Origin of the sequence: Bradyrhizobium sp. UNPF46 (assembly GCF_006658625.1) — a bacterium.
GTDB classification, from domain to species: domain Bacteria; phylum Pseudomonadota; class Alphaproteobacteria; order Rhizobiales; family Xanthobacteraceae; genus Bradyrhizobium; species Bradyrhizobium nitroreducens.
Window position 1 is genome coordinate 85,849 of record NZ_LFJB01000031.1, and the last position, 22,105, is coordinate 107,953.

General features: G+C 65.2%; 16 protein-coding genes, 2 tRNA genes and 1 pseudogene. 1 reads left to right on the plus strand and 18 read right to left on the minus strand.

Going from position 1 to position 22,105, the window contains the following annotated elements; all coding sequences use genetic code 11:
- Positions 1–109 precede the first annotated feature (109 nt).
- The 11 genes from UNPF46_RS14030 to UNPF46_RS14080 all read right to left on the minus strand — a co-directional run bounded on the left by UNPF46_RS14030 (position 110) and on the right by UNPF46_RS14080 (position 12,333).
- Positions 110–184, minus strand: a tRNA-Asn gene (locus UNPF46_RS14030).
- Between the two features lie 150 nt (positions 185–334).
- Positions 335–703, minus strand: coding sequence for a hypothetical protein (locus UNPF46_RS14035; RefSeq protein ID WP_100177474.1), 369 nt, complete (start codon positions 701–703; stop codon positions 335–337).
- A 208-nt stretch (positions 704–911) separates the two neighbouring features.
- Entirely contained in the window at positions 912–2,603 is a 1,692-nt protein-coding gene (locus tag UNPF46_RS14040; protein WP_100177475.1) for a flotillin family protein, read from the minus strand.
- 22 nt (positions 2,604–2,625) lie between these two features.
- Positions 2,626–3,285: an OB-fold-containig protein gene (locus tag UNPF46_RS14045; RefSeq protein ID WP_142250401.1), complete on the minus strand. Its 660-nt coding sequence runs from the start codon at positions 3,283–3,285 to the stop codon at positions 2,626–2,628.
- A 10-nt stretch (positions 3,286–3,295) separates the two neighbouring features.
- The gene (locus UNPF46_RS14050) at positions 3,296–4,459 is read right to left on the minus strand and encodes a PspA/IM30 family protein (protein ID WP_142250402.1); all 1,164 of its coding nucleotides are present in this window, start codon (positions 4,457–4,459) and stop codon (positions 3,296–3,298) included.
- A 302-nt stretch (positions 4,460–4,761) separates the two neighbouring features.
- Positions 4,762–5,145 (minus strand): RidA family protein, encoded by a 384-nt coding sequence (locus UNPF46_RS14055; protein WP_100177478.1) that lies wholly within the window; start codon positions 5,143–5,145, stop codon positions 4,762–4,764.
- A gap of 14 nt (positions 5,146–5,159) precedes the next feature.
- Complete coding sequence (locus tag UNPF46_RS14060) at positions 5,160–7,493, minus strand: acetamidase/formamidase family protein (RefSeq protein WP_181769927.1); 2,334 nt, start codon at positions 7,491–7,493, stop codon at positions 5,160–5,162.
- 134 nt (positions 7,494–7,627) lie between these two features.
- The gene (locus UNPF46_RS14065; protein WP_100177480.1) at positions 7,628–8,869 is read right to left on the minus strand and encodes an acetamidase/formamidase family protein; all 1,242 of its coding nucleotides are present in this window, start codon (positions 8,867–8,869) and stop codon (positions 7,628–7,630) included.
- Positions 8,870–8,926: 57 nt separating this feature from the next.
- Positions 8,927–10,543 carry an amino acid ABC transporter permease/ATP-binding protein gene (locus UNPF46_RS14070; protein WP_100177481.1) on the minus strand — a complete coding sequence of 539 codons (1,617 nt, stop codon included), beginning with the start codon at positions 10,541–10,543 and terminating at the stop codon, positions 8,927–8,929.
- Positions 10,544–10,747: 204 nt separating this feature from the next.
- Positions 10,748–11,665, minus strand: coding sequence for an ABC transporter substrate-binding protein (locus UNPF46_RS14075; RefSeq protein ID WP_142250404.1), 918 nt, complete (start codon positions 11,663–11,665; stop codon positions 10,748–10,750).
- A 407-nt stretch (positions 11,666–12,072) separates the two neighbouring features.
- Positions 12,073–12,333: a hypothetical protein gene (locus tag UNPF46_RS14080; RefSeq protein WP_100177483.1), complete on the minus strand. Its 261-nt coding sequence runs from the start codon at positions 12,331–12,333 to the stop codon at positions 12,073–12,075.
- Positions 12,334–12,595: 262 nt separating this feature from the next.
- Here UNPF46_RS14080 and UNPF46_RS14085 point away from each other — a divergent pair, with 262 nt between their 5' ends.
- A complete protein-coding gene (locus UNPF46_RS14085) occupies positions 12,596–12,793 on the plus strand; it encodes a hypothetical protein (protein WP_100177484.1) in 198 nt (65 codons plus the stop codon).
- A gap of 81 nt (positions 12,794–12,874) precedes the next feature.
- Here UNPF46_RS14085 and UNPF46_RS37485 read toward each other — a convergent pair whose 3' ends face one another.
- The 7 genes and pseudogenes from UNPF46_RS37485 to UNPF46_RS14115 all read right to left on the minus strand — a co-directional run bounded on the left by UNPF46_RS37485 (position 12,875) and on the right by UNPF46_RS14115 (position 22,091).
- Complete coding sequence (locus UNPF46_RS37485; protein ID WP_174718951.1) at positions 12,875–13,021, minus strand: hypothetical protein; 147 nt, start codon at positions 13,019–13,021, stop codon at positions 12,875–12,877.
- A gap of 189 nt (positions 13,022–13,210) precedes the next feature.
- Positions 13,211–13,284: transfer RNA gene (locus UNPF46_RS14090), tRNA-Cys, on the minus strand.
- 97 nt (positions 13,285–13,381) lie between these two features.
- Positions 13,382–13,987: pseudogene (locus UNPF46_RS14095) on the minus strand (ABC transporter ATP-binding protein); the annotation flags it as partial.
- A gap of 163 nt (positions 13,988–14,150) precedes the next feature.
- A complete protein-coding gene (locus tag UNPF46_RS14100; RefSeq protein WP_246668648.1) occupies positions 14,151–14,924 on the minus strand; it encodes an ABC transporter permease in 774 nt (257 codons plus the stop codon).
- A gap of 141 nt (positions 14,925–15,065) precedes the next feature.
- The gene (locus tag UNPF46_RS14105) at positions 15,066–15,800 is read right to left on the minus strand and encodes a tRNA-uridine aminocarboxypropyltransferase (RefSeq protein ID WP_142250406.1); all 735 of its coding nucleotides are present in this window, start codon (positions 15,798–15,800) and stop codon (positions 15,066–15,068) included.
- A 37-nt stretch (positions 15,801–15,837) separates the two neighbouring features.
- Positions 15,838–18,942, minus strand: coding sequence for an efflux RND transporter permease subunit (locus UNPF46_RS14110; RefSeq protein ID WP_142250407.1), 3,105 nt, complete (start codon positions 18,940–18,942; stop codon positions 15,838–15,840).
- Positions 18,942–22,091, minus strand: a complete 3,150-nt coding sequence (locus UNPF46_RS14115; RefSeq protein WP_142250408.1) for an efflux RND transporter permease subunit — start codon at positions 22,089–22,091, stop codon at positions 18,942–18,944. Before UNPF46_RS14115 ends, UNPF46_RS14110 begins: the two co-directional genes overlap by 1 nt.
- Between the last annotated feature and the right edge of the window lie 14 nt (positions 22,092–22,105).

Here is a 22,105-nt window from a genome sequence, read left to right on the forward strand (position 1 = left end):
GAAGATGATTCCGGGCGGCCTTCGTAAAGGCGCTGCTCAGAAAGCAATGCAACGACGTCTCGCGCCACATGAGGGTGCGACCATAAATCATTGAATTTGCGGCAAGATTTGGCTCCCCGGGCTGGATTCGAACCAGCGACCATCCGATTAACAGTCGGATGCTCTACCGCTGAGCTACCGAGGAAAAGGCGAACCATTCGTTCGCGCGGGGCTGCGTATAACAAAGCCGCTTGCGCTTGCAAAGGACGAATTCGTCACCATCCGAACGTACTTGAGGAAGGGCCTGAGCGGCCCCTCCTCCGGGCCATCGTCTCCGGGCAATATTGGCCGGCCGCTATTCCGCGAGGAACGAGGTCGTCTTGGTGCCGGGATCGTAGCGCAGCCGAAGCGCGGTCATCTTGCACAGGTTGACGTTCTTCCACAGCACGGACTCGTCGTAGTTCTGCCAGTCGACGCGGATGTTCCAGACACATCCCTCGTCGTCCTCGTCGAACTCGACATAGGTGCTGGTCTGGTTCTGCAAGACCTTGTCGAGCTCGTTATCCCATTCGTCCAGGCCATCGTCCGGTGCGTTGAAGCCGAGGAATTTGATGGCATAGCCGGTCTCGTTGACGACCGTGACGTTGCGTGCGTCGGCTGCGAACGATGGCATGGCGGCGATCGAAAGACCGACCGCGATCAATCCGGACAGAAAATATTTCATGTGAAAATCCTCCGATCGAAACAGGCCTCGGCGCCCCGCGTCGACCGGCGCAGGCGCCACGGCAACGAAAAGCGTTGCCTCAAGACACGTCCGGAGCGCGATCGATGGGTTCAGGACACGATCGACCGGCACTCCAGGACGCTTGCGCGACGCGAGACGCGCCCAGCCTTTTTATCGTTTCGAATTCTCCGCAGCAATGAACCGGCATTCATAGGTCGGCAGAGTTTGTCTTCTCCGCAGGCGCCGGCACCGCGGCGCCGTTGCTCTTGCCGGTCACGGCGCCGACCAGCGCCTTCACGGGATCATCGCCCGGCGCAAAGCCGCTCTGGCGCAGGATCTCGTCGATCATCGGACGCAGCGCGTGCACCTTGAGCAGCTCGCCGGCGAGCCCTTCGCCGAAGCCGACATTGCCTCCACCGGCGCCGTTGCCGCCGAACGCACCGCCGGTGTGCAGGATACGGACGTCCTTGAGGTTGGCGATCGGCTTGACCATCTCGGCCAGCGCCGACGGCATCGTCTCGATCCGCTTCTTGGCGAGCTCGAAGTCGATCACGTTGGCGCCGAGCTTGTTCTGCGCCTCGTTCTTGAGCGTGATGATGGCGGCCTCGGCCTCGCCGATGTTCCTGACGCCGACCGCCTTGATCTTGTTGGACTCGGCTTCCGCCGTCGCCAGCGTCTTGGTGGCCTCGGCGCGATCGAGCGCTGCCTTCTTCTCGGCTTCGGCCGCCACGATCACTTCGGTCGATTTGCGTTCGGCCTCGGTGCGCGCGGCCAGCACCTGCGTGAGACGGGCACGGTCGGCGACCTCGACGGCGCGCGCGGTGACGACCTTTTCCTCCGCGGAAACGGCGAGCGCTTCGGCCGCCTTGGCTTCGGCAACGGCCTCCGAGGTCTGCTTGCTCTTGGAGGCGATCTGGATCTCGTTCTCCTGCGTGGCGATCTGGATCTCGCGCTGCGCGTCGGTCTTGCGCTTGTTGATCGCCAGATCGGACTCGATGACGGCCGTTTCCTTCACTTGCTTGGCGCCCGCCTCCTTCTCGGCGACGGCCCGGTCGGTATCGATACGGGCGTTCTCCTCGGTCAGGCGCGCTGTTTGCGTGGCGGTCGCGACCTCGGCCCGCGTGCTCGCGGTCTTGTTGGCGATGTCGCGCTCCTGCGACAGCTCAGCTTCCTTCTTGGTGCGTTCGATGGTCAGCGTCTGCTGCCGCGCCTCGAGATCCTTTTGCGCTATCGCCACTTCATTGTCGCGCACGATCGAGTTGCGGTCGCGGCGGCGGGTCTCAGTGACCGTCTTCAGTTGGGTGAGACCTTCGGCGTCGAAGAAGTTTTCCGGATTGAAGAATTTGACGTCGGTCTGGTCGAGCTTGGTGAGCGACACCGACTCCAGCTCGAGGCCGTTCGATTTCACGTCGGACTCGACCGTGGACTGGACGTGCTTGACGAAGTCCGAACGTTTCTCCTGAAGCTCGAGGATGGTCATGGTCGCAGCGACGGAGCGCAGGCCGTCGACGAACTTTGCTTCGACCTGGTTGCGCAGCGCCTCGGCGTCGTTGGTCAGCGCGCCCAGCGTCTGGCTGGCCAGCGCAATGCTTTCCTCGTCCGGGCGGACGCGGACGTAGAACTCGGCGACGATGTCGACGCGCAGGCGGTCCTTGGTGATCAGGGATTCCCGCTCCTTGCGCTCGACGGTGAGGCGCAAGGTCTTCAGATTGACGCTGGCATAGGAGTGGAAGATCGGCAGGATCATGGCGCCGCCGTCGAGCACGACCTTCTTGCCGCCGAGGCCGGTGCGCACGAAGGCCTCGTCTCGCGTGGCGCGCTTGTAGAGGATGGTGAAGACGATCCCGAGAACGACGATCAGCGCGACGCCGATCATGGCCGGGACTGCGATGTCGAACATGACTTTCTCCGATAATGGCTTGCTAGCTGCTTAGAGTGGGCTTGGACGGTTTGAGTTCATCGTCGGCCTTCACCGCGACGAAGCGGGTGCCGTCGCGATCGACCAGCAGGACCATGGTTCCCTGCGGCAGGGGCGAAGATGACGGAGCGGCGACCGCCCAGACGAAATGGCGGTTGCCGTGGATGTCGGCGACGCTGACCTTGCCGGGCGGCCCCTGGTCGAGCGGTCCGATGACGACCTCGCCGATGCGGCCAACGAGATCCCCAAGGCCGACGGCGTAGCTTTCGTCCTTCGGGATGACCCGCGCGATGGCCCGGCTGGCGGCGCGGACCAGGGGAACCGACACCACCAAGGCCCCGATCGAGGCGGCCGTCGCTGGCAAGGGCCCCGCCACCATCCGCGCGACGTCCTGGATCAGGAAGCCGCTGATCGAGAAGGCGCCGAGCAACAGCAGCAGGAAGATCAGGAGCGGCACGCCGCCGACATTGATCCATGAGATGGCGTTGATGACGCCATTGTCGCTGGGATGACCGAAATCGATGTTGGTGCCGAGCATCTCGCTCAAGGAGGCCCCGACCAGCATCGAGACCACCTCGATCGAGCCGACGATGAGGATCATGGCCGCCGCGATTGCGAACGGCCGCACCTCCGGCATCATGACGTGTTCGAGCAGGGCGCTCATGACACGGCACTCAGGAGCGCGACTTCAGCCGCGCCAGCCTCGCCGCAATTTCCTTGTCGCGATGAAGCGCGCTGAGCTCGTCGATGTCGCTCGAATATGGGATTCCGGGTGGCACCCCGGTGGCCCGCGCCACGGCCCTGCCCGCGCGCAGCGCCTTCGCGGCCGCGGAGCTGCCGCCCCGCTTGCGGGACGACGTCGAGGCCTGATGGCTTGCGGCAGCCTCGCTCTTTTCGAGATCGGCGCGGCGTTGCTCGGCATCCTGGAGCGCTGACAGCACCGCACGCAGCGAGGTGACGCATTGCTCGATCTTCTCGTTGTTCTCGTCGATGGCACGGGAGAGCACCTCGAATTGCGCCTCCAGATCCATCTGCCGCGCGATGCCGGCGCGGGCGAGGTCATCGCGCCCGTCGGTGATCGCCCCTTCGATCTTGGTCGCGAGATCGGCCATCTCGCGCTCGATCTCGGTGCGGCGCGCGTTGAGGCGGTATTCCTCGGCACGCGCAGCGGCGAGCGCATCACGCGCCTCGCTCTCGGCGTGCTCGATCTCGCGGATGGCCTGGCCGACCACTTTCAGCTTGTTCTTGCCCTCCGCCTGCTCGATCGCGTCATAGGCGATGCCGGCGATCAGACGTCCGACCCGGGACAGGAAATTGTCGGGGGCGGCAGCGATGGTATCCATAGCGTTCTCCTCCTCTGGCAGAGTGTTCGGCGTGACGCCGTAGTGAACTTCGAAGCCATCGTCGGTGCGGATGAGGCGTGCGGGCACGCTTTGCCCCCAGCCCTCGGCGTAGCCGGCGTAATCGAAGGGCACGCTGAAGCGCCCTTGCACGGTCGCAATCGAAATGGTGGCCGGGCCCTTGATCTTGGCGAGCTTGTCGTCGAGCGGTAGACGACGGCCCTGCGCCGCGCGGTATTCGGCGCGGTCGCGCAGGCCCAGCGTCACCAGGCGCGACGGCAGCGCCGTTGCCTTGCGGATCGGCTCATAGGCGTGGGCATGGAGCAGCACGACGTTAGAGCCGACATTGTGGCTCCGCGCGACCTCATCGAGGATCTCCATCATGCGGTCATAGGCCTCAAACGTCGCCTCCAAGGCGGCCTTGGCGGCCGGGTCAGGGGCAAGCCTGTAACGCAGCGCAGACGGCGCGTTTCGGGGCGACTGGCTCATGGAAAGCACCAAAGCACCATTTTAGTGCTTTAGGAAGAGAGGGTACGATCACGTTCCACTGATCCTTGTGCACTCCAGGGATTGGTCGCTGTCGCCCGGGGCCGCGTTCAAATGCGGGCCATCACCTCTAGATCACCGCCGATCAAGACTTCCTGCACGCGCGGGTTGCAATTTTAGGGAAAGTTCGCGCGAAGTTGGAACGCAGGCGCCGTAGGAGGACGTAGGGCGGATTGGCCGAAGAGTCATCCGCAGCATTCACCTCCGCGGCGAGGATGGCGCGGATTAAGCTTCGCTAACGCCCTACGCTGCTCTTACGGCCGCCGGCAGACCAGATCGATCTCGATCAAGGCGTCGTACGCCAAGCCAGTGACACCAACGCAGGTGCGGGCTGGAAGGCGGTCCGTCGGAAAGTACGTGCGATAGGTCTCGTTCATCGCCGCATAATCTTCCTTGAAGCGCGTCAGATAGATCCGTGTCATCACGACGTGATCGAAGCCGAGATCGAGCCCCGCCAAAACAATCTTCAAGTTCTCCATCACCGCGCGGGTCTGCGCGACGATGCCGTCGGGCAGTACGCCCGGCGCTTGCGGCGTGTCCGGCATCTGGCCGGTGACGAAGACGAAGCCGTCGGTCTCCACGGCGTGGCTGAAGGGTGCGACCGGCTTCGGGCCGCCGCTAATCATGTGGAATTTCACCGAGAATGTCCTTGTTAAGGTGCGTCCTGGAACAGGCGCTTGCTGAGGATGGCGTGCACGCCCCAATTGCCGTCGACGACTTGCGTGACGCCGAAATCGACGGCGGCCGACATCAGCGCGATCGCCTCGTCCTCGCTGAGGCCTTTGACGTTCATCAGGAAGCGCCGCATCTTGCGGAACGCGTCCTTCATGGCGAGATCGAGCGACGACTTTGCGTAGACCTCGCTCTGCCCCTTGGCGCCGAACTCCGCGAGGTAGTTCGGATGGCTGAAGCCGGTCAGCACCCAATCGGTCGCAGTCTCGATCAGGGGATAAGAGAGATCGGCGAAGGGCTGGCCGGCAAGATCGGCCTTCTTGTGCAGGATCACCTCGAAGGTGCCGGTCATCGAGCATTCGATCGCGGTGCCGCTCAACTCGCCGTCGCCTTGCGTGGCATGGGGATCGCCGACCGACAACAGCGCGCCGGGGACCGAAACAGGGAGATAGACCGTTGACCCCTTCCCCAGCCGCCAATTGTCGAGATTGCCGCCGAAATAGGACGGCGGCACCGAGTCGATGAAATCGACCTCGCGCGGCGCCACCGCGATCACGCCGAAATGCGGCCGCAAGGGAATCTTGATGCCGTCGAGCACGGCATGCCGGCGCTTGACCGTGCCGGGCGCCACTGGAACTCCGGGATAATCATAGGCCGCGTGCACCACCCCGAACGGATCGGTTTGCGGCTCCCAGCGGTAGGAATAGAGCGCGCGGGCGTGCGGCGCGTCGGTGTCGTCGAAGATCTCGTAGATCGTCACGACCTCGCGTGGCTTCGGACCCGCGAGAAACTCGTTGTAGTGATAGCCCCACCAGGCTGCGACGGAGGAGCCGAACACGCGGCCTGAATGTTCTGGATGACGGCTTGCGCGCGGCACGATGTCGAGGATCCGCACCTCCAGCACGTCGCCGGGCTGGGCGTCCTCCACCGCCACGGGACCCGTGCAGATGTGCACGCCAAAGCCTTCGCCGGCACCGCGCCCGAACACGCTGGCATCCATCGGACCCGCGCCGCGACGATCCACGTTCTTCCTGGCCTTGGTCCAGCCGAACACGCTTTCAGCGGCGGCATCGCCCGCGATCATCAGCTCGGGGTCGTCGGATGCATGCTGGGTCAGCGTCTCGATGGTGATGGTATCGCCCGAGGCGATCTCGAGCTGTGGCTGCAGCGTACGGCTGAAATAGCCCCAGTGAACACGGTTGGCTTCGATCGGGAGATGATGGTGCTTGCGACCCTCAACTCTCGGCTCATCGAAGTCGGCGAGGCAGACATTGCTGCGCGCCTCCGTACCGGTCTGATGCGCGCGGAGCTGTGCCAGCGCGTCCTGCGGCCAGCCGCGCTGACCGATGGTTCCGTGCTGCAACGTCGCGCGCTCGGCCTCCTGCTGGCGAAACTCGCGCGGCGGCAGGCCGAAGCGGTGGCGGAAGGCGCGGCTGAAATGCGCGGAATCGCCAAAGCCATAGGCGTAGGCGATCTCCGAGATCGAACGATGCGCCTCGGTCGGATTGGACAGGTCGGCCCAGGCACGCTGAAGCCGTCGCTCGCGAACGTAGTGAGTGAAATTGTCGCCGACCGTCTCGAACAGTTTTTGCAGATAGCGTTCGGAAATGCCCTCGGCTTGCGCCACGCGGGCCGGCACCAGGTCGGGATCGTCGAGGCGACGCTCGATGGTCTGGCAGATCCGGTGCAGCAGCGCGGCCTGCGCCGCACTGGATCCGGCATCGGAGGTCGACGCCGCCAGCTGATGCGCGAGCGTCAGGAGAAGATCGACGAGCGACTGCGCGAGCGAATTCCATTCGGCGTCACTCAACGTGTCGAGCGTGCGCGCGGCCGCATCCAGCAGGCGCGAGAACACGTCGGCAAAGCCGGTGGTCGGCACGACCCGGGGCTCGCCGAGCCGCGGCTTGCCCGAAAGGCGCCCGTGCAGCGCTTCCGAGGTCACCGACAGCACGATGGCCCGCATGTCGCGCTGGAACACGATGCTCCAATCGCCGCTGCGCGGCAGCAGCACGAGGTGGCCGACGGGAACGATACGATGACTGCCGGCGCTCTTCAGCACCATGCCGTCCTCGACCGGCATCAGAGCGATGGGCAGCTCCTCGTTCGCTCGCGAGAGCGGACCGACGCTCTGCGCGCCCGCAGCCATGCGCGTCAACGCGACGCCTGCGGCGTGCCGGTGCGAGGCGGTCGCGTGTCCGTCGAAGAGGCCGTGACCACCCGCCGGCTGCAGGCCAACCGCAGCCAGCACGTCCCGCCAGGCCTCAGGGCGGTCGTCTTGCGCGTAGGACTCGCTCGTGAACGGACGGAAGCTCATCGGATCGACCCAGATTGCAGTGGATCGAAGCAACCTCTGTGCCAGACGCGCGCGGTCATCCGTCGCAGCGACGGGCCGCAAATGCGGGTTCTCCTTCACGCGTTCATCCCGAATAGCGAATGCGCTTCAACGCATTAGTCGCACCGAAAAATGTTCTTGCGGATCGTGCCATGGACGCCCCAATTGGCGTCGACCACCTGGGTGACGCCGAAATCGGCGCCGACCGACAGCAGCGAGATCGCCTCGTCCTCGCTGAGACCGTGCACTGTCATCAGAAACCGGCGGAGTTTTCTGAACGCATCGCGCATCGCACGGTCGAGACTCGAGTGATTGGCAATCTCGGTTTGCGCATCTGCACCGAGCGCGGCCAGGTAGTTCGGATAGGTAAAGCCGTAGAACGACCAGGCATGATCGGTTTCGAGCATGGGGTGGTCGAGGCCTTCGAGATTGGTGCCGGCCAGATCGGCCTTCTTGTGCAGGATGAATTCGAAATCGCCGGTCAGCGAGGTCTCGATCGCGGTGCCGCCGAGCTCGCTGTCGCCTTGCGCGGCATGGGGATCGCCGACCGAGAAATAGGCGCCTGATACGGCGACCGGATAGAACATTCGCGCGCCCTTGCCGATGCGCCAGTCGTCGATATTGCCGCCGGTATAGCTCGGCGGGATCGAGCTGACGAAATCGGCTTCCGATGGCGCGAGGCCCATGGTGCCGAAGTGCAATCGTGCAGGCACCTTTACGCTGGAGAGGATGTTCTCGCGCTTCCTGATGGTGGCGTGATCGACGCGCACGCCGGGATAGTCGATGGTCGGATGCACGATGCCGTCGGGGTCGGTCTGCGGCGTCCAGACGTAATTATAGACGGCCTTCGCGTAGGGCTCGCCGGAGGTATCGAGCTCGAAGATGGTGACGACCTCGCGCGGCTTCGGCTCCTCGATGAGATCGTGGTAGTGGAAGCCCCAGTTCGCCGCGACGTTGGAGCCGAAGCAGCGGCCGGCATGGCAGGCGCTGCAGCTCGGCCGCGGCCGGACGTCGAGAATGCGCACTTCGAGAATGTCACCGGGCTCGGCGCCTTCGATTGCGACCGGACCGGTGAGGAGATGCACGCCGATCCCCTCGCCTGCGCCGCGGATGAACGGGCCCTCGACGGGGCCGGAGCCGCGGCGCGCCACCGCCTTGTGCTCCCGGGTCCACTGGAACACGCTCTCGGCGCCGGGATCGCCCTGGATCATGCGCTCGTAATCGTCATTCGCATGATGCGTGAGCGTCTCGATCGTGGCGCGATCTCCGGAACGCAGCGTCAGGGCCGGTGCGACCGCCTTGGAGAAATAGCCCCAGTGAACGGTCTTCGGCGAAACCGGCAGCGTGACATGCTTCATGACTTCAACTCTTCTGACCTGGCTCTTCGGGAGTCTCGAATCCTGCGGCGACGGCGCTCATCGCACCGCCTCCGGCGTCTTGTCGGCTTCCATCACACTGAGGAAGCGCGCCGTCAGCGGATTGCGGGGATTGGTGAGCACCTCGTGCGCCGGTCCCTCCTCGATGATCGCGCCCCCGCTCAGGAACGCGACGCGGTCGGCGACCTCGTCGGCGAAGCGGATCTGGTGCGTCGAGATGATCATGGTGAGGCCGTCGTCGATGGCAAGGCGGCGGATCACCTCCAGCACTTCGTTGACGAGCTCGGGATCGAGCGCGGAGGTCGGCTCGTCGAGCAACAGCACGCTCGGGTTCGGTGCCAGCGCGCGCGCGATGGCGACGCGCTGCTGCTGGCCGCCGGAGAGATGCCGCGGCAGCGCGTCGGCGCGATGCGAGAGACCGACGCGGTCGAGCAATTCGGTGGCACGGCGGTCGGCATCGATGCGGGTCATGCCGTGCACCCAGCGCAGGGGGCCGGCGACGTTCTCCTTCGCCGACAGATGCGCGAACAGATTGAACTGCTGGAACACCATGCCGACGCCGACGCTGGCGCGCTCGTTGGCAATGGCGCGCGGCGACAGCCGCTTGCCGTTCTCGTCGAAGCCGAGGCGGCGTCCGCCGACGCGCAGTGTGCCGGCGTCCCAGTTTTCGAGATGGTTGATACAGCGAAGCAGCGTGCTCTTGCCGGAGCCGCTGGGACCGAGCAGCGCAACGACCTCGCCGACGCGCACCGTGAGGTCGAGACCGTCCAGGACCTTTTGCGGGCCGTAGCTTTTGGTGAGGTCCTTTGCTTCCACCGCGATATTGTTGCGCGCGATGGTCGTGGCCCGGCGGGCACGCTCCTCCCGCGTCAGGGCCAGCGGCGGGGTGTCAGCAAGCTCTGCGGGATCTGGATCGGCGACGGTCGCATCGGCAAGTTCGAGCTTGGTGGCGAGATCGACGCGGCGCCAGGGCAGATAGTCGGCGAGCTTGCGCTCGCGGCGCGTGGTACGGTCGAGATCGAGCAGCCATTCGACGAAGAGCTGGATCACACTGATGGTCGCGGTCAGCACGAGATAGAGCAGACCCGACGCGAAGAAGATCGAGAAGAAATCGAAGGTCGAGGACGCCAGCTGCGTCGAGCGCAGGGTCAGCTCCTGCACCGCGACGACGGAGGCGAGCGATGAATTCTTCAGGGCGCTGACGGCCTCGTTGCCGAAGGCCGGGATCATGGTGCGGATGGCCTGCGGCGCGATCACCCGGCGCATCAGGACGGACGGTGTCATGCCGAGCGCCTGGCCAGCCGTCAGCTGGCCGCGATCCACGCCGAGCACGCCGGCGCGCAGCATCTCGGCTATGAACGGCGCCTCGTTGCAGGCGAGCGCGAGGCCGGCTGCCAGCACCGCCGGCAGCTTGATGCCGATATGCGGCAGCGCGTCGTAGGCGAACACCATCTGCAGGATCAGCGGCGTGCCGCGGAAGATCACGGTATACGCCCTGGCGATTGCCGCAAGGAGCCAGAAGCGCGAGAGCTGCATCCCTGCGAGGATCAATCCGAGGATCAATCCGCCGCCGAGCCCGAGGGCGGTCACCTCGAGGGTGAGCTCGATGCCCTCGAGCAGATACGGCATGCTCAGATAGTGAAGGAACAGCGACATCAGCCAGCCGTCATGAGAGCGGGATCAAATTTGGTCGAAGGCGGTGGATGGGCTGATCACCTCTCCCTTGGGGACTTGGGGACAGGTCGGATCGCATCGTCCGACGCGATCCGGGTGAGGGGTTACGCTTGCTCCGGAGTTCGCAGTGCCCCCTCACCCGTCGCTTCGCGCCAACCTGTCCTCGTCGGGAGAAGTAAGCCGCACTCAGTCGGCGGTCAGGATGTCCGGCTCCTTGAAGTTGTTCACGTCGAGCCCATGCTTCTTCAGAAGCTCCATATGCGTACCGGCCTTCTGCACCTCGATCAGCGCAGCCAGCACGGCGTCGCGGAATTTCGGCTTGTCCTTGGGCACAGCGATGCCGACGGAATACGGGATCGTCACCGCGATCGCCTTTTCGAGCTTGTCCGGATAGGCCTTCACCGCGCTGTCGACCGTGTTGACGTCGTTGATATAGGTGTCGGCGCGACCGGCGAGGATCGCCTGGATGCAGTTGGCGTTGTTGTCGTAGAGCTGGATGGTCGGCTCGGGCTTGCCCGCCTTCTTGCACTCGGGGATCAGGGCCTGGATCAGGGGCACCTCGACATAGCCGGTGTTTTCCGCGGCAGCCGCGCCGCACATCGACATATTGATGCCGTTGATGCCCTTCGGATTGCCCTTCGCGACCAGCACGCCGTCGAACACCTTCGAATAGGTGATGAAGTCGGCCGCCTTGGCACGCTCCTTGGTGGCGTAGATGTCGGAGATGACGATGTCGGCCTGGCCCGCGGCCAGTGTGGTCAGCAGCGCCGCGAACGTCACCGGCTTGTAGGTCAGCTTGAAGCCGAGGCATTCACCGATGGCTTCGCCGAGATCGATGTCGAAGCCGATGTATTTGCTGGGATCCTTGGGATCGATGGTCTCGTAGCCCGGCGTGTGCGGGTTGATCGCGTTGACGAGCGTCTTGCCCTTCCAGTCCGGATATTTCTCCTGCAGCGCGGCACAGGCGGAGGGCGCCGCGGCCTGTGCGCTCAGCGGTGCTGCGGCAACCAGGCCCAGGGCGATGCTGGCGCCGAGCGCGAGCTTGCGCCAAGGCGTTGCGCGCGCCGTTCCCCGCCGCGCCTGGGGCAATACCCGTCTCTCCATGTCCCGCTCCTTCGAATTGTCATGGCAAAGGCCATGTTCCAGATCTCGGAAGCGAGCCTAGGGGGAGAGCCGACGGGAAAGCTTGTCCGCGGACGTACAAAAAATTGGATGGAGGGGGCCTGCGATTTGGGCAGGCGGCTGCCCAAAAACTGCTCGGGCGCGAATTGGCGAGATACGCAATTGGCGAATTCGGAGGAATCAAATGGTTTCGATTGGGAGAGATATCTGCACGATCAAAGCCTCACTCAGTGAGGCCGCTTGACGAAGAATTGACGGGCGGTGGACGCATCTACCCGCCGACGCCGCGATATCCACAGCCTGTCCGCAGCATATCCACAGGCCGACTATGCCGGATTCGCTTGGCCTCACGAGGCACTTGCTGCGCACAAATGCACAGAGCCGGTATGTCAGCCGCCGGCCTGATCGAACACACTACGGCAAGCCTCGCTCAAGCTCGACCGGTTACGGCGCAGGCAAGCCGTGATGGCGCGGACATTGGGGATTTCGCCGGCGCAGAGCCGGTAGACGTCGGGCGTGCAGGCCCGGCGCTGTTCGGCTGTCCCCTGCCCGTGGGCGGCGGAGGCAAACAGCGTCAGGAACAGCCCGACCGTGGAGGCGCGGCGCGCCCGGCTCTTCACTCCCGCAAACCGCAAGAACCTCGTCTTCATGACCAGTCTCCCGTTCCGCCCTGCCCGCTCCGGCCTGCATTGGGCCGGTGTGCGAAGGAGTTAAGAGAAATAAACCGCCGAGGATGTGATCTCTTTCACACTCGGGATGCTCGCCCCGAATGTAGGTTCCCGACGGGACTTCTTTAGAAATCGCTAACCAATCGGGACCCGATCGCCGGATCGCTAAAATGCGAACGATCGGCTCAACCGGGTAACAAACCGGCCTTGCGACATTGCGCCGTCTGCGTTCTGCGAGGGTGCGATGAGAAGCGAAGCCGAATTCAATCTGCTGCTGGATGCCGTCCGGGACGCCATGGTCATTGAAGACTTGGCTCCCGCGCCGGAGGAGGAATTCGTGCCCCGCTCGTGGAGTTTTGACGCGACGCCCAAGGCCGCCAATGACAACGAGGGCGCCTGGCCCCTCCTGCCGTTCCCCGATGGCTGGTACGCGGCCAGCTGAGGCCGCTTTCACGGTGAGCCGTAGCGCCCGCCTCTCCGGCGTTTTGCCGTAGGCGCTGTGTGAAACCCGGCGCCGCGACAATCAGGTCTTGGCGCGTTCCTCGCCATCCTGCGGCACCCGGTCGGGTACGGCCGATGGAAAGATGCTGTCATAGATCGCACGGGCCTCGCGGATGAGGCGAGCCCGCTCCAGCTCGGACTTCGGGACAAATCGGACGATGTCGCCCACGGGTGCTCCAGCGCTTGTTGATGTCAGTCGCATCACTTCGCAGATGCGAAGTGTATGCCAACGGGCGTGAATCGGGGGTTTCCAGCCAGCCCCGGGCAAACCCGGGGGGCACCACGCGGCGAGCCTCGCCGGCGCGCCCATCGGAAGACGCCCGGAATCTAATTTCGTTGAAAAATCAGATATTTATGATGGAGGCCACGTCGGGACTCGAACCCGAGTAAACGGTTTTGCAGACCGGCGCGTAACCACTCCGCCACGTGGCCCCGTAAGGGCGGACCAATATAGGGGATCAACGGGTTAGGCAACCGCCTTCGCCGATTTTGGCTGGAGCCTGCCCGGTCCGGGGGATCCTTCGAACCGCTACGCCTTCTTCGCGCCCGACCCCGCGAGATATTGCGCGAGAATCGCATCGGTTGCGCCGGCCGCGATGATCCTGCCCTGCTCCAGCAGGATCGCCCGGTTGCAGGTGCTCTGGATCAGCTCAATGTCATGTGAGGCAAGCACCAGGATGCCGGCGCGGGCGACGATCTCGTCCAGCCGCTGCCGCGCCTTCTTGCGGAATCGCTGGTCGCCGACGCCGATCCATTCGTCGAGCAGCACGATCTCGCCTTCGACCGCGGTTGCGACCGCGAAGATCAGGCGCAACATCATCCCGCTGGAATAGGTGCGCAGCGGCAGGTCGAGCCGGTCGCCGAGCTCGGTGAATTCGGCGATCTCGGCGCGCCGCGCGTCGATCTCGGCACGCCGCGCGCCGATCACGAGGCCCCGCCGCATGATGTTCTCGTAGCCGGTCGCTTCCTCATCGAACCCGGCCGACAGGTCGAACAGCGACAGGCAGCGGCCGAGCACGTCGATGCTCCCGGCCGTCGGGTGGTAGATGCCGGCGAGAACCCGCAGCAGCGTGGTCTTGCCGGCGCCGTTGGCGCCAATGATGGCGAGGCGATCGCCGGCGCGGATATCGAGACTGATCCCGTTCAGCGCCGTGACGATGTGCGAGACCGCCGGCTTCCGGCGCAGCGTCACGGCACTGACGAACCGGCTGCGCAGCGATCGGTCGCGGAACGTCAGCACCGGGAACGTGACCGAGACGTCGCGAAGTACGATGTGGGCCGTGGCCGTCATGCGCGCATCACAGCCAATACGCCAGGCGATGGCGGTACTTCGCATAGCAGCTGAGGCCGATGGCGACCACGGCGATCGCGTAAGTCATGCCGAGCAGCCATTGCTGCGCATCGGTCGGCTGCGACAGCAGCGGACGGCGTACGAGATCAAGCAGCGTCGCGAACGGATTGACCGATGTCAGCCAGTGAAACGAGGTGCCGCGCACGCTGTCCTCGGTCCAAATGATCGGGGTGAGGAAGAAGACGAATTGCAGCCCGCTGACGATCGCCGAACCGATGTCGCGAAAACGCGCGCACAGCATGCCGAGCACGACCGCGCCACCGAGCAGCGCGAGAAACAAGATCGCAAAGCCGGGCACCACGACCAGCATGCTCCAGTGCAGCGGCCAGGGCATCACGACGTAAAGCAGCGCGACAATCACCAAATGATGCGCGAAGATGAGGACGTTGCGCGTGATCATCTGCAGGACGTGAACGATCAGTGGTGCCGGCACCGCCTTGATGAGATGACCGGATGCCACGAAGATGTTCGACCCCTCCTGGAGCGTCGTAGCGATCAGGGTCCAGACGATCAGGCCGACCGCGAAGGACGGCAGGAAGGCCGCGATGTCCTGCTTGAACAATGCGGCATAGACCGTGCCGACGCTTGCGATCGTGGCGGCGAGCGTCAGCGTGATCCAGAGCGGGCCGATCACGGTCCGCCGATAACGCAGCGAAATGTCCATCAGCGCGAGCGTGCCCCAACGATCGGGCCGCGCCGCCTGCGTCAGAATTTCCTTCACTGCGAGCTGAATTCGACTGCCCCTTCGGTTGCCACGCGCCGATGCCGCACCAGGACAGCAGATCGGCCACGGACCGGCCGATGGTCTCTAGACGCCCGCGCCTTGCGGCGCAATCGACCGTACGGACGAGTTGGGCCGAAGTCAGGCTCGTTTGCGTCGTCGGAAGTCGCGCCGGCCCTTTGGGGCAGGCTTCGGCGCGAGTTCCGGCATCTCGGCCTGAACCTCGCGATAGCGTGTTAACAGCCGTTCAAAACTCGCATGCAGCGTCTCGGCGATATCGGGACGCCGCTCGAGGCCGGCCAGGACAGTTGCCGCGGCCTCGATGGTCGAGAGCCCGTCGCGGCGCGGCTCCTTGCGCAGACGCCCATAGCGCGAAGGGTGCGCGGGGTTGAGGATGACGCGCTGGCATTTGAGCATCCAGGGATTGCGCCACCACAGCGCCTTGGCCTGGCTCCAGGTGCCGTCGAGCAGCACGACGCCTTCGAGCTTGCCGAGGATCGCGCGCTGGTTCTCCGCGATCTCGCCCTTGCGGTTGAGCGCGATGATCTCGGCTTCCGCCTCGAGGTCGGCGGCGCGTGCCGAGCCGAGATAGAGCACGGCCCAGCGCGCGGCATCTTCGACCGGGCGTCCCAGCGCCTTGGACAGGCTCGGCCAGGACAGGCCGACCCGCACGGTGGCGTCGGCGAAATGCCGGGCGAGCAGGCGCGCGGTGCCGAGCGCCCTGTCCTGCTCCTGCGGGTGCTGCAGGATCAGCAGCGACAGCCGGTTTTCGATCGGCGTGACGCTGTCGCAGATGCACAACGGCATCGGCTTCTGGCAGTGCGGGCACTCCGGGATCGGATCGGCGACGGCGGCGGTTTCTGGCGGGTTCGACATGGGCGCCGCTATACGCTCGAAGCGCGGCTTCAACAACCTATTCCGCCGGTGCCGGCACCGGACGCGACGCGGACCGCCGCCGCAGGCGGTCGATCAGGAGGTAGATGACCGGCGTGGTGTAGAGGGTCAGGATCTGCGAGACGAACAGGCCGCCGATGATGGTGATGCCGAGCGGACGCCGCAGCTCCGTGCCGGGGCCGGTTGCCACCACCAGCGGAATGCCGGCGAACAGCGCCGCCATGGTCGTCATCAGGATCGGGCGGAAGCGCGCCTGGCAGGCCTCGAAGATCGCCTCTGCCGACGACAGGCCGCGCTGGCGTTCGGCCTCGAGCGCGAAATCCACCATCATGATGCCGTTCTTCTTGACGATGCCGATCAGGAGGATGATGCCGACGAAGGCGATCACCGTCAGCGGCGTGTTGGTGAGCTGCAAGGCGAGCAGCGCGCCTAATCCGGCCGAGGGCAGTGTCGAGATGATCGTGAGCGGATGGGCGAGGCTCTCATAGAGCACGCCCAGCACGATATACATCGCCACCAGCGCGCCGAGAATCAGCAGCGGCTGGCGGCCGCTGGTCTTGGCGAAGTCGCCGGCATTGCCGTCGAAGCTGCCGCGGATGCCTTCGGGCATGTGCAGTTCCTCGACTGCCCGCTGGATGTTCTGCGTCGCCGCCTGAAGCTGCACGTTCGGCATGAGGTTGAACGACACTGTGGTCGAGGGGAACGATTGCGAGTGATAGACCGCAAGCGCGGCGAGTCCGCGGCTCGCATGCACCACGGCCGACAGCGGCACCTGCGCGTCGCCCGCGCCCGCGACATAGATGCGATCGAGGTTTGAGGGATCGACCTGGAATTTCGGGTCGATCTCCAGCACGGTCATGTACTGGTTGCGCTGGGTGTAGATGATCGAGATCTGCCGCTGCGAGAAGGCGTTGTTCAGCGCATTGTCGATGTCCTGAACCCGGACGCCGAGTGCCGACGCCTTCTGGCGATCGATGTTCAGGGTGAGCTGAAGCCCGCCGGGGTCGCGGTCGCTGGAGATGTCGGTGATGCCCTCGACGCTCTCCATGCGCTTGGCGACGATCGGCGCCCATTTTTGCAGCAGACTGAGGTCGGTGCTGGTCAGCGTGTACTGGTAGTCTGAATCGCTCTGCCGGCCGCCGGCACGGACGTCCTGGGCGGCGAACATGAAGAGGCGGATGCCGGCCACCGGATACAGCGCGCGCCGCAGACGATCGATCACGACCTCGGTCGAGACGTGGTCGCGCTCCTCCGGTGGCTTCAGGCTGATATACATGATGCCGCGGTTCGAGGTCGCTCCCCCCGGCCCGCCTCCAGCGCCGACGGTCGAGCCGATGCCGGCCACCGCCGGATCCTTCATCACGATGTCGGCGAGCCGTTGCTGGAGACCGAGCATCGACTGGAACGAGATGTCGGCCGAGGCGCGCGTCGCCCCGATCACGAAGCCGGAATCGTCGGTGGGGAAATAGCCCTTGGGAACCTTGATGTAGAGCGTCACGGTGAGGCCGATGGTGGCGAAGAACACCAGCAGCGTCGCCAGCGGGTAGTCCAGCACGGTGCGCAAGGTTCTCGCGTAGAAGGAGACGATGCGCGACAGCGAACCCTCGACGATGCGATCGAACAGCGTCGCCGTGCCGGACGTGGCCTGGTGGATATAGTGCGCGCAGATCATCGGTGTGACCGTGAGCGACACCAGCGTCGAGACCAGGATGGCGAAGGTCAGCGTCAGCGAGAATTCGCGCAAGAGACGGCCGACGATTCCGTCCATGAAGATCAGTGGCGTGAAGGCTGCGATCAGCGACAGGCTGATCGAGACCACGGTGAAGCCGATCTGCTTCGCACCCTCCAGCGCCGCCTGGAACGGCCGCATGCCATGCTCGAGATTGCGGTACATGTTCTCGATCATGACGATGGCGTCGTCGACCACGAAGCCGACGGAGATCGCAAGCGCCATCAGCGACAGATTGTCGATGGAAAAGCCCGCGACCCACATGCCGGCGCAGGTGCCGGCGAGCGCCAGCGGCACCGAGATGCCGGCCGCGATCGTCGGCGTCAGCCTGCGCAGGAACACGAACACCACGACCATCACCAGGACCGCGGTCGCCAGCAATGTCCATTGCATGTCGAGCACGCTGGCGCGGATCGTGCCGGTGCGGTCGACCAGGGTCGAGATCTCGACGCCGGCCGGAATCCACTGCTTCAGCTCGGGGATCAGCGCCTTCACCCGGTCGACGACGTCGATGACGTTGGCATCGCCCTGCTTGGTGATCTGGATCAGCACGGCAGGCTGCTTGTTGAACCAGGCGATCGACCGGGCGTTGCGGACGGAATCCTCGATCTCGGCGACGTCCGACAGCCGCACGAAATTGCCGTTCGAGCTCTTGATGACGATGTCGCGGAACTCTTTCGCGCTGCGCATCTGCTTGTTCAGCGACAGCGTCTCGCTCTGGCGCTCGCCATTGAAGATGCCGACCGGGCCGAGCGGATTGGCGTTGATGATGGCGGTCCGCACGTCGTCGGTGGCGATACCGGCATTGGACAGCGCGACGGGATTGAGCTGGACCCGCACGGCCGGCTGGTCGGCGCCGGAGATCGCCACGTTGCCGACCCCCGGCACCTGCGAGATGCGTTGCGCCAGCACGCTGTCGGCGACGTCGTAGATCGCGGCCGAAGAGATCGTCTTGGAGGTCAACGCCAGCACGTAGATCGGCGCGCCGGCCGTATTGGCCTTGCGGAAGCGCGGCAGCGTCGGCAGGTCGCTCGGCAGGTCGACCATCGCGGCATTGATCGCCGCCTGCACGTCGCGCGCGGCCTTGTCGATGTTGCGACCGATGTCGAACTGGAGCTGGATGCTGGTGTTGCCGAGCGTCGAGGTCGAGGTGATCTGGTTGATGCCTGATATCTCGCCGAGACGCCGCTCCAGCGGGGACGCCACCGTCGCCGCCATCACCGAGGGGTCGGCGCCGGGCCGGCTGGCCGAGACGAAGATGGCGGGGAAGTCGACGTTCGGGACCGAAGCGACGGGCAGGAACTCGTAGGCGACCACACCCAGCAGGAACAACCCGATCGACAGCAGCGTGGTTGCGACCGGGCGGCGGATGAAGGGCTCCGAGATCGATGCCATCACTGCATCCCCTCGGTCGCGCCGGCGACCGGCGGGCCACCGGATACGGCCGGCGGCAGCGCCTGCTCGAGCCGGCGGTTGATGCGGTCGAGCGCGAGATAGATCACAGGCGTGGTGTAGAGCGTCAGCAGCTGACTCAGCAGCAGGCCGCCGATGATGGAGATGCCGAGCGGAAAGCGCAGCTCGGCGCCGGTGCCGCTCTCGATCGCGAGCGGCAGCGCGCCGAACAGCGCCGCCAGCGTCGTCATCATGATCGGGCGGAAGCGCAGCAGGCAGGCCTGTACGATGGCATCGTTGGGCGACATGCCCTGCCGGCGCTCGGCCTCCAGCGCGAAGTCGATCATCATGATCGCGTTCTTCTTGACGATGCCCATGAGCAGGATGATGCCGATCAGGCCGATGACCGAGAGGTCCTGCCCGCACAGCACCAGCGCCAGGATGGCGCCGACGCCGGCCGAGGGCAGCGTCGACAGGATGGTGATCGGGTGGATGTAGCTCTCGTAGAGCACCCCGAGCACGATGTAGATCGTGATCACGGCTGCGAGCAGAAGCCAGGGCTGGCCGGCCAACGCCTTGGCGAATTCGGCGGCGTCGCCAGCATAGACGCCGACGATGTTGTTGGGCATGCCGATCCGCGTCTCGATCGTCTTCACGGCGTCGACGGCATCGCCGAGCGCGGCGCCCGGCGCGAGATTGAAGCTGAGCGACACCGACGGGAATTGCGCCTGGTGCGAGATCGCGAGCGGCGCCGTGGTGCGCTTGAGCGTCGCCACGGCCGACAATGGCACCTGTGCGTTGGGTGCGCCGGCGGTCGCGCTCGCCGCCCCCGGCAAATACAGCTTCGACAGGATCGAGGGATCGCGCTGATACATCGGCAGCGCCTCCAGCACCACGCGGTACTGGTTGGCCTGGCCGTAGATGGTCGAAATCTGGCGCTGCGCAAAGGCGTCGTTGAGCGTGTCGGTGATGGCTTGCAGGCTCACACCGAGCTGGCCGGCGCGGGTGCGGTCGACGTCGAGCTGCGCCCGCAATCCGCCCTCCTGCGCCTCCGAGGAGACGTCGCGGAACAGGGGATCGCGTCGCATCTCCGCAACCAGCTTGCGGGCCCACTCCGACACCAGCGCCGCATCGGTGCCGGTCAGCGTGTACTGGTATTGCGAGCGGCTCGACTGGGTCGAGATCTGCACGTCCTGCACCGGCTGGAAATAGACGGTCATGCCGGGGATGCCCGAGACCCGCTCCTTCAGCCTGACAATGACGGCCGCGACATCGTCACGCCGCTCGCCGCGCGGTTTCAAGGTCATGACGAGCCGGCCGACATTGGTGGTCGGATTGACCGAGCCTGCACCGATCACCGAGACCACGCCGACCACGTCGGGATCGGCCTTGATGGCGCCCGCCGCCTCGGCCTGTCGTTTCTGCATCTCCGCGAACGACACGTCCGGCCCCGCCTCCGTCACCGCCGTGATCGAGGCGGTGTCCTGCAGCGGCAGGAAGCCCTTTGGCGCGACGACGTAGAGAACGAGCGTCGCGATCAGCGTCGCGAAGGTCACGACCAGCGTGGTGCGCTGGTGCTGCAAAACCACCAGCAGCGTGCGGTGGTACGCTTCGACAGTGCGGTCGATGAAGCGGCTGATCGCAGCCAGTCCCGGCACCGCCAGCTCCTCATGGGCGTGCTTGAGCAGGCGCGAGCACATCATCGGCGTCAGCGTCAGCGAGACCACGGCCGAGGTCACGACCGCAATCGTCAGTGTGAGCGCGAACTCGCGGAACATGCGCCCCACGAGTCCCGACATGAACAGCAGCGGGATGAAGACCGCGATCAGCGACACCGTGAGCGAGATCACGGTGAAGCCGATCTCGCTGGCGCCCTTCAGCGAAGCTTCCATCGGGCCGTCGCCGTTCTCCATATGGCGCACGATGTTCTCGATCATGACGATGGCGTCGTCGACGACGAAGCCGGTGCCGATCGTCAGCGCCATCAGCGACAGATTGTCGAGGCTGAAGCCGGCGAAATACATGATGCCGAAGCTGGTGATCAGCGACAGCGGCAGCGCCACGCCCGCGATTATGGTGGCGCGGATCGAGCGCAGGAAAAGCAGCACTACGAGAGTGACCAGCACGACGGCAAGGACCAGCGTGAACTGCACGTCGTGAACCGAGGCACGGATCGTCACGGTGCGGTCGGAGACGATGGTGAGGTTCACGCCGGCCGGAATCGCGCGCTGCAGCTTGGGGATTTCGGTACGGATCTGACTGACGACGTCGATCACATTGGCGCCGGGCTGGCGCTGGATGTCGATGATGACGGCCGGCGTGCCCTGGTACCAGCCGCCGGTGCGGTCGTTCTCCAGGCCATCGACGATCTGGGCGACGTCGGCGATAGTGACGGGCGAGCCGTTGCGATAGGCGATGATGACGGGCTTGTAGGCCTCGGCCGCAGCGATCTGGTCGTTGGCCGCGATGATGTAGGATTGCTGCGCGCCATCGAGCGAGCCCTTCGGACCCGAGACGTTGGCGTTGGCGATCGCGGTGCGCAAATCCTCCATGGCGATGCCGTAGGCGGCGAGCCGCGCCAGATCGGCCTGGATGCGTACGGCCGGCTTCAGGCCGCCGAGCACCGCGACGCGCCCGACGCCGGAAATCTGGCTGAGGCGTTGCGCCAGGATGGTGTCTGCGATGTCGCTCATCACCCGCAGCGAGATGGTGTCGGAGCGCAGCGCCAGCGTCATGACCGGCGCATCGGCCGGGTTCACCTTGGCGTAGGTCGGCGGATAAGGCAGCGTCTTGGGCAGCACGCCCGCCGCGGCATTGATCGCGGCTTGCACGTCCTGCGTCGCGCCGTCGATGTCGCGGTTGAGATCGAACTGCAGCGATATCTGGCTGACGCCGAACGAGCTCGTCGAGTTCATGGCCGACAGCGACGGGATCTGGCCGAGCTGCCGCTCCAGGGGCGCGGTGATCAGCGAAGCGATCACGTCGGGGCTCGCGCCCGGAAGCTGCGTCGTCACCTGCACGGTCGGGAAATCGACCTGCGGCAGCGCCGAGACCGGCAGCGCGAAATAGCCCAGCAGGCCGCCGATCAGAAGCGCGATCCCGAGCAGCGAGGTCGCGATCGGGCGGCGGATGAAGGGTTCGGAGACACCCATGGGTTATGCCTGCC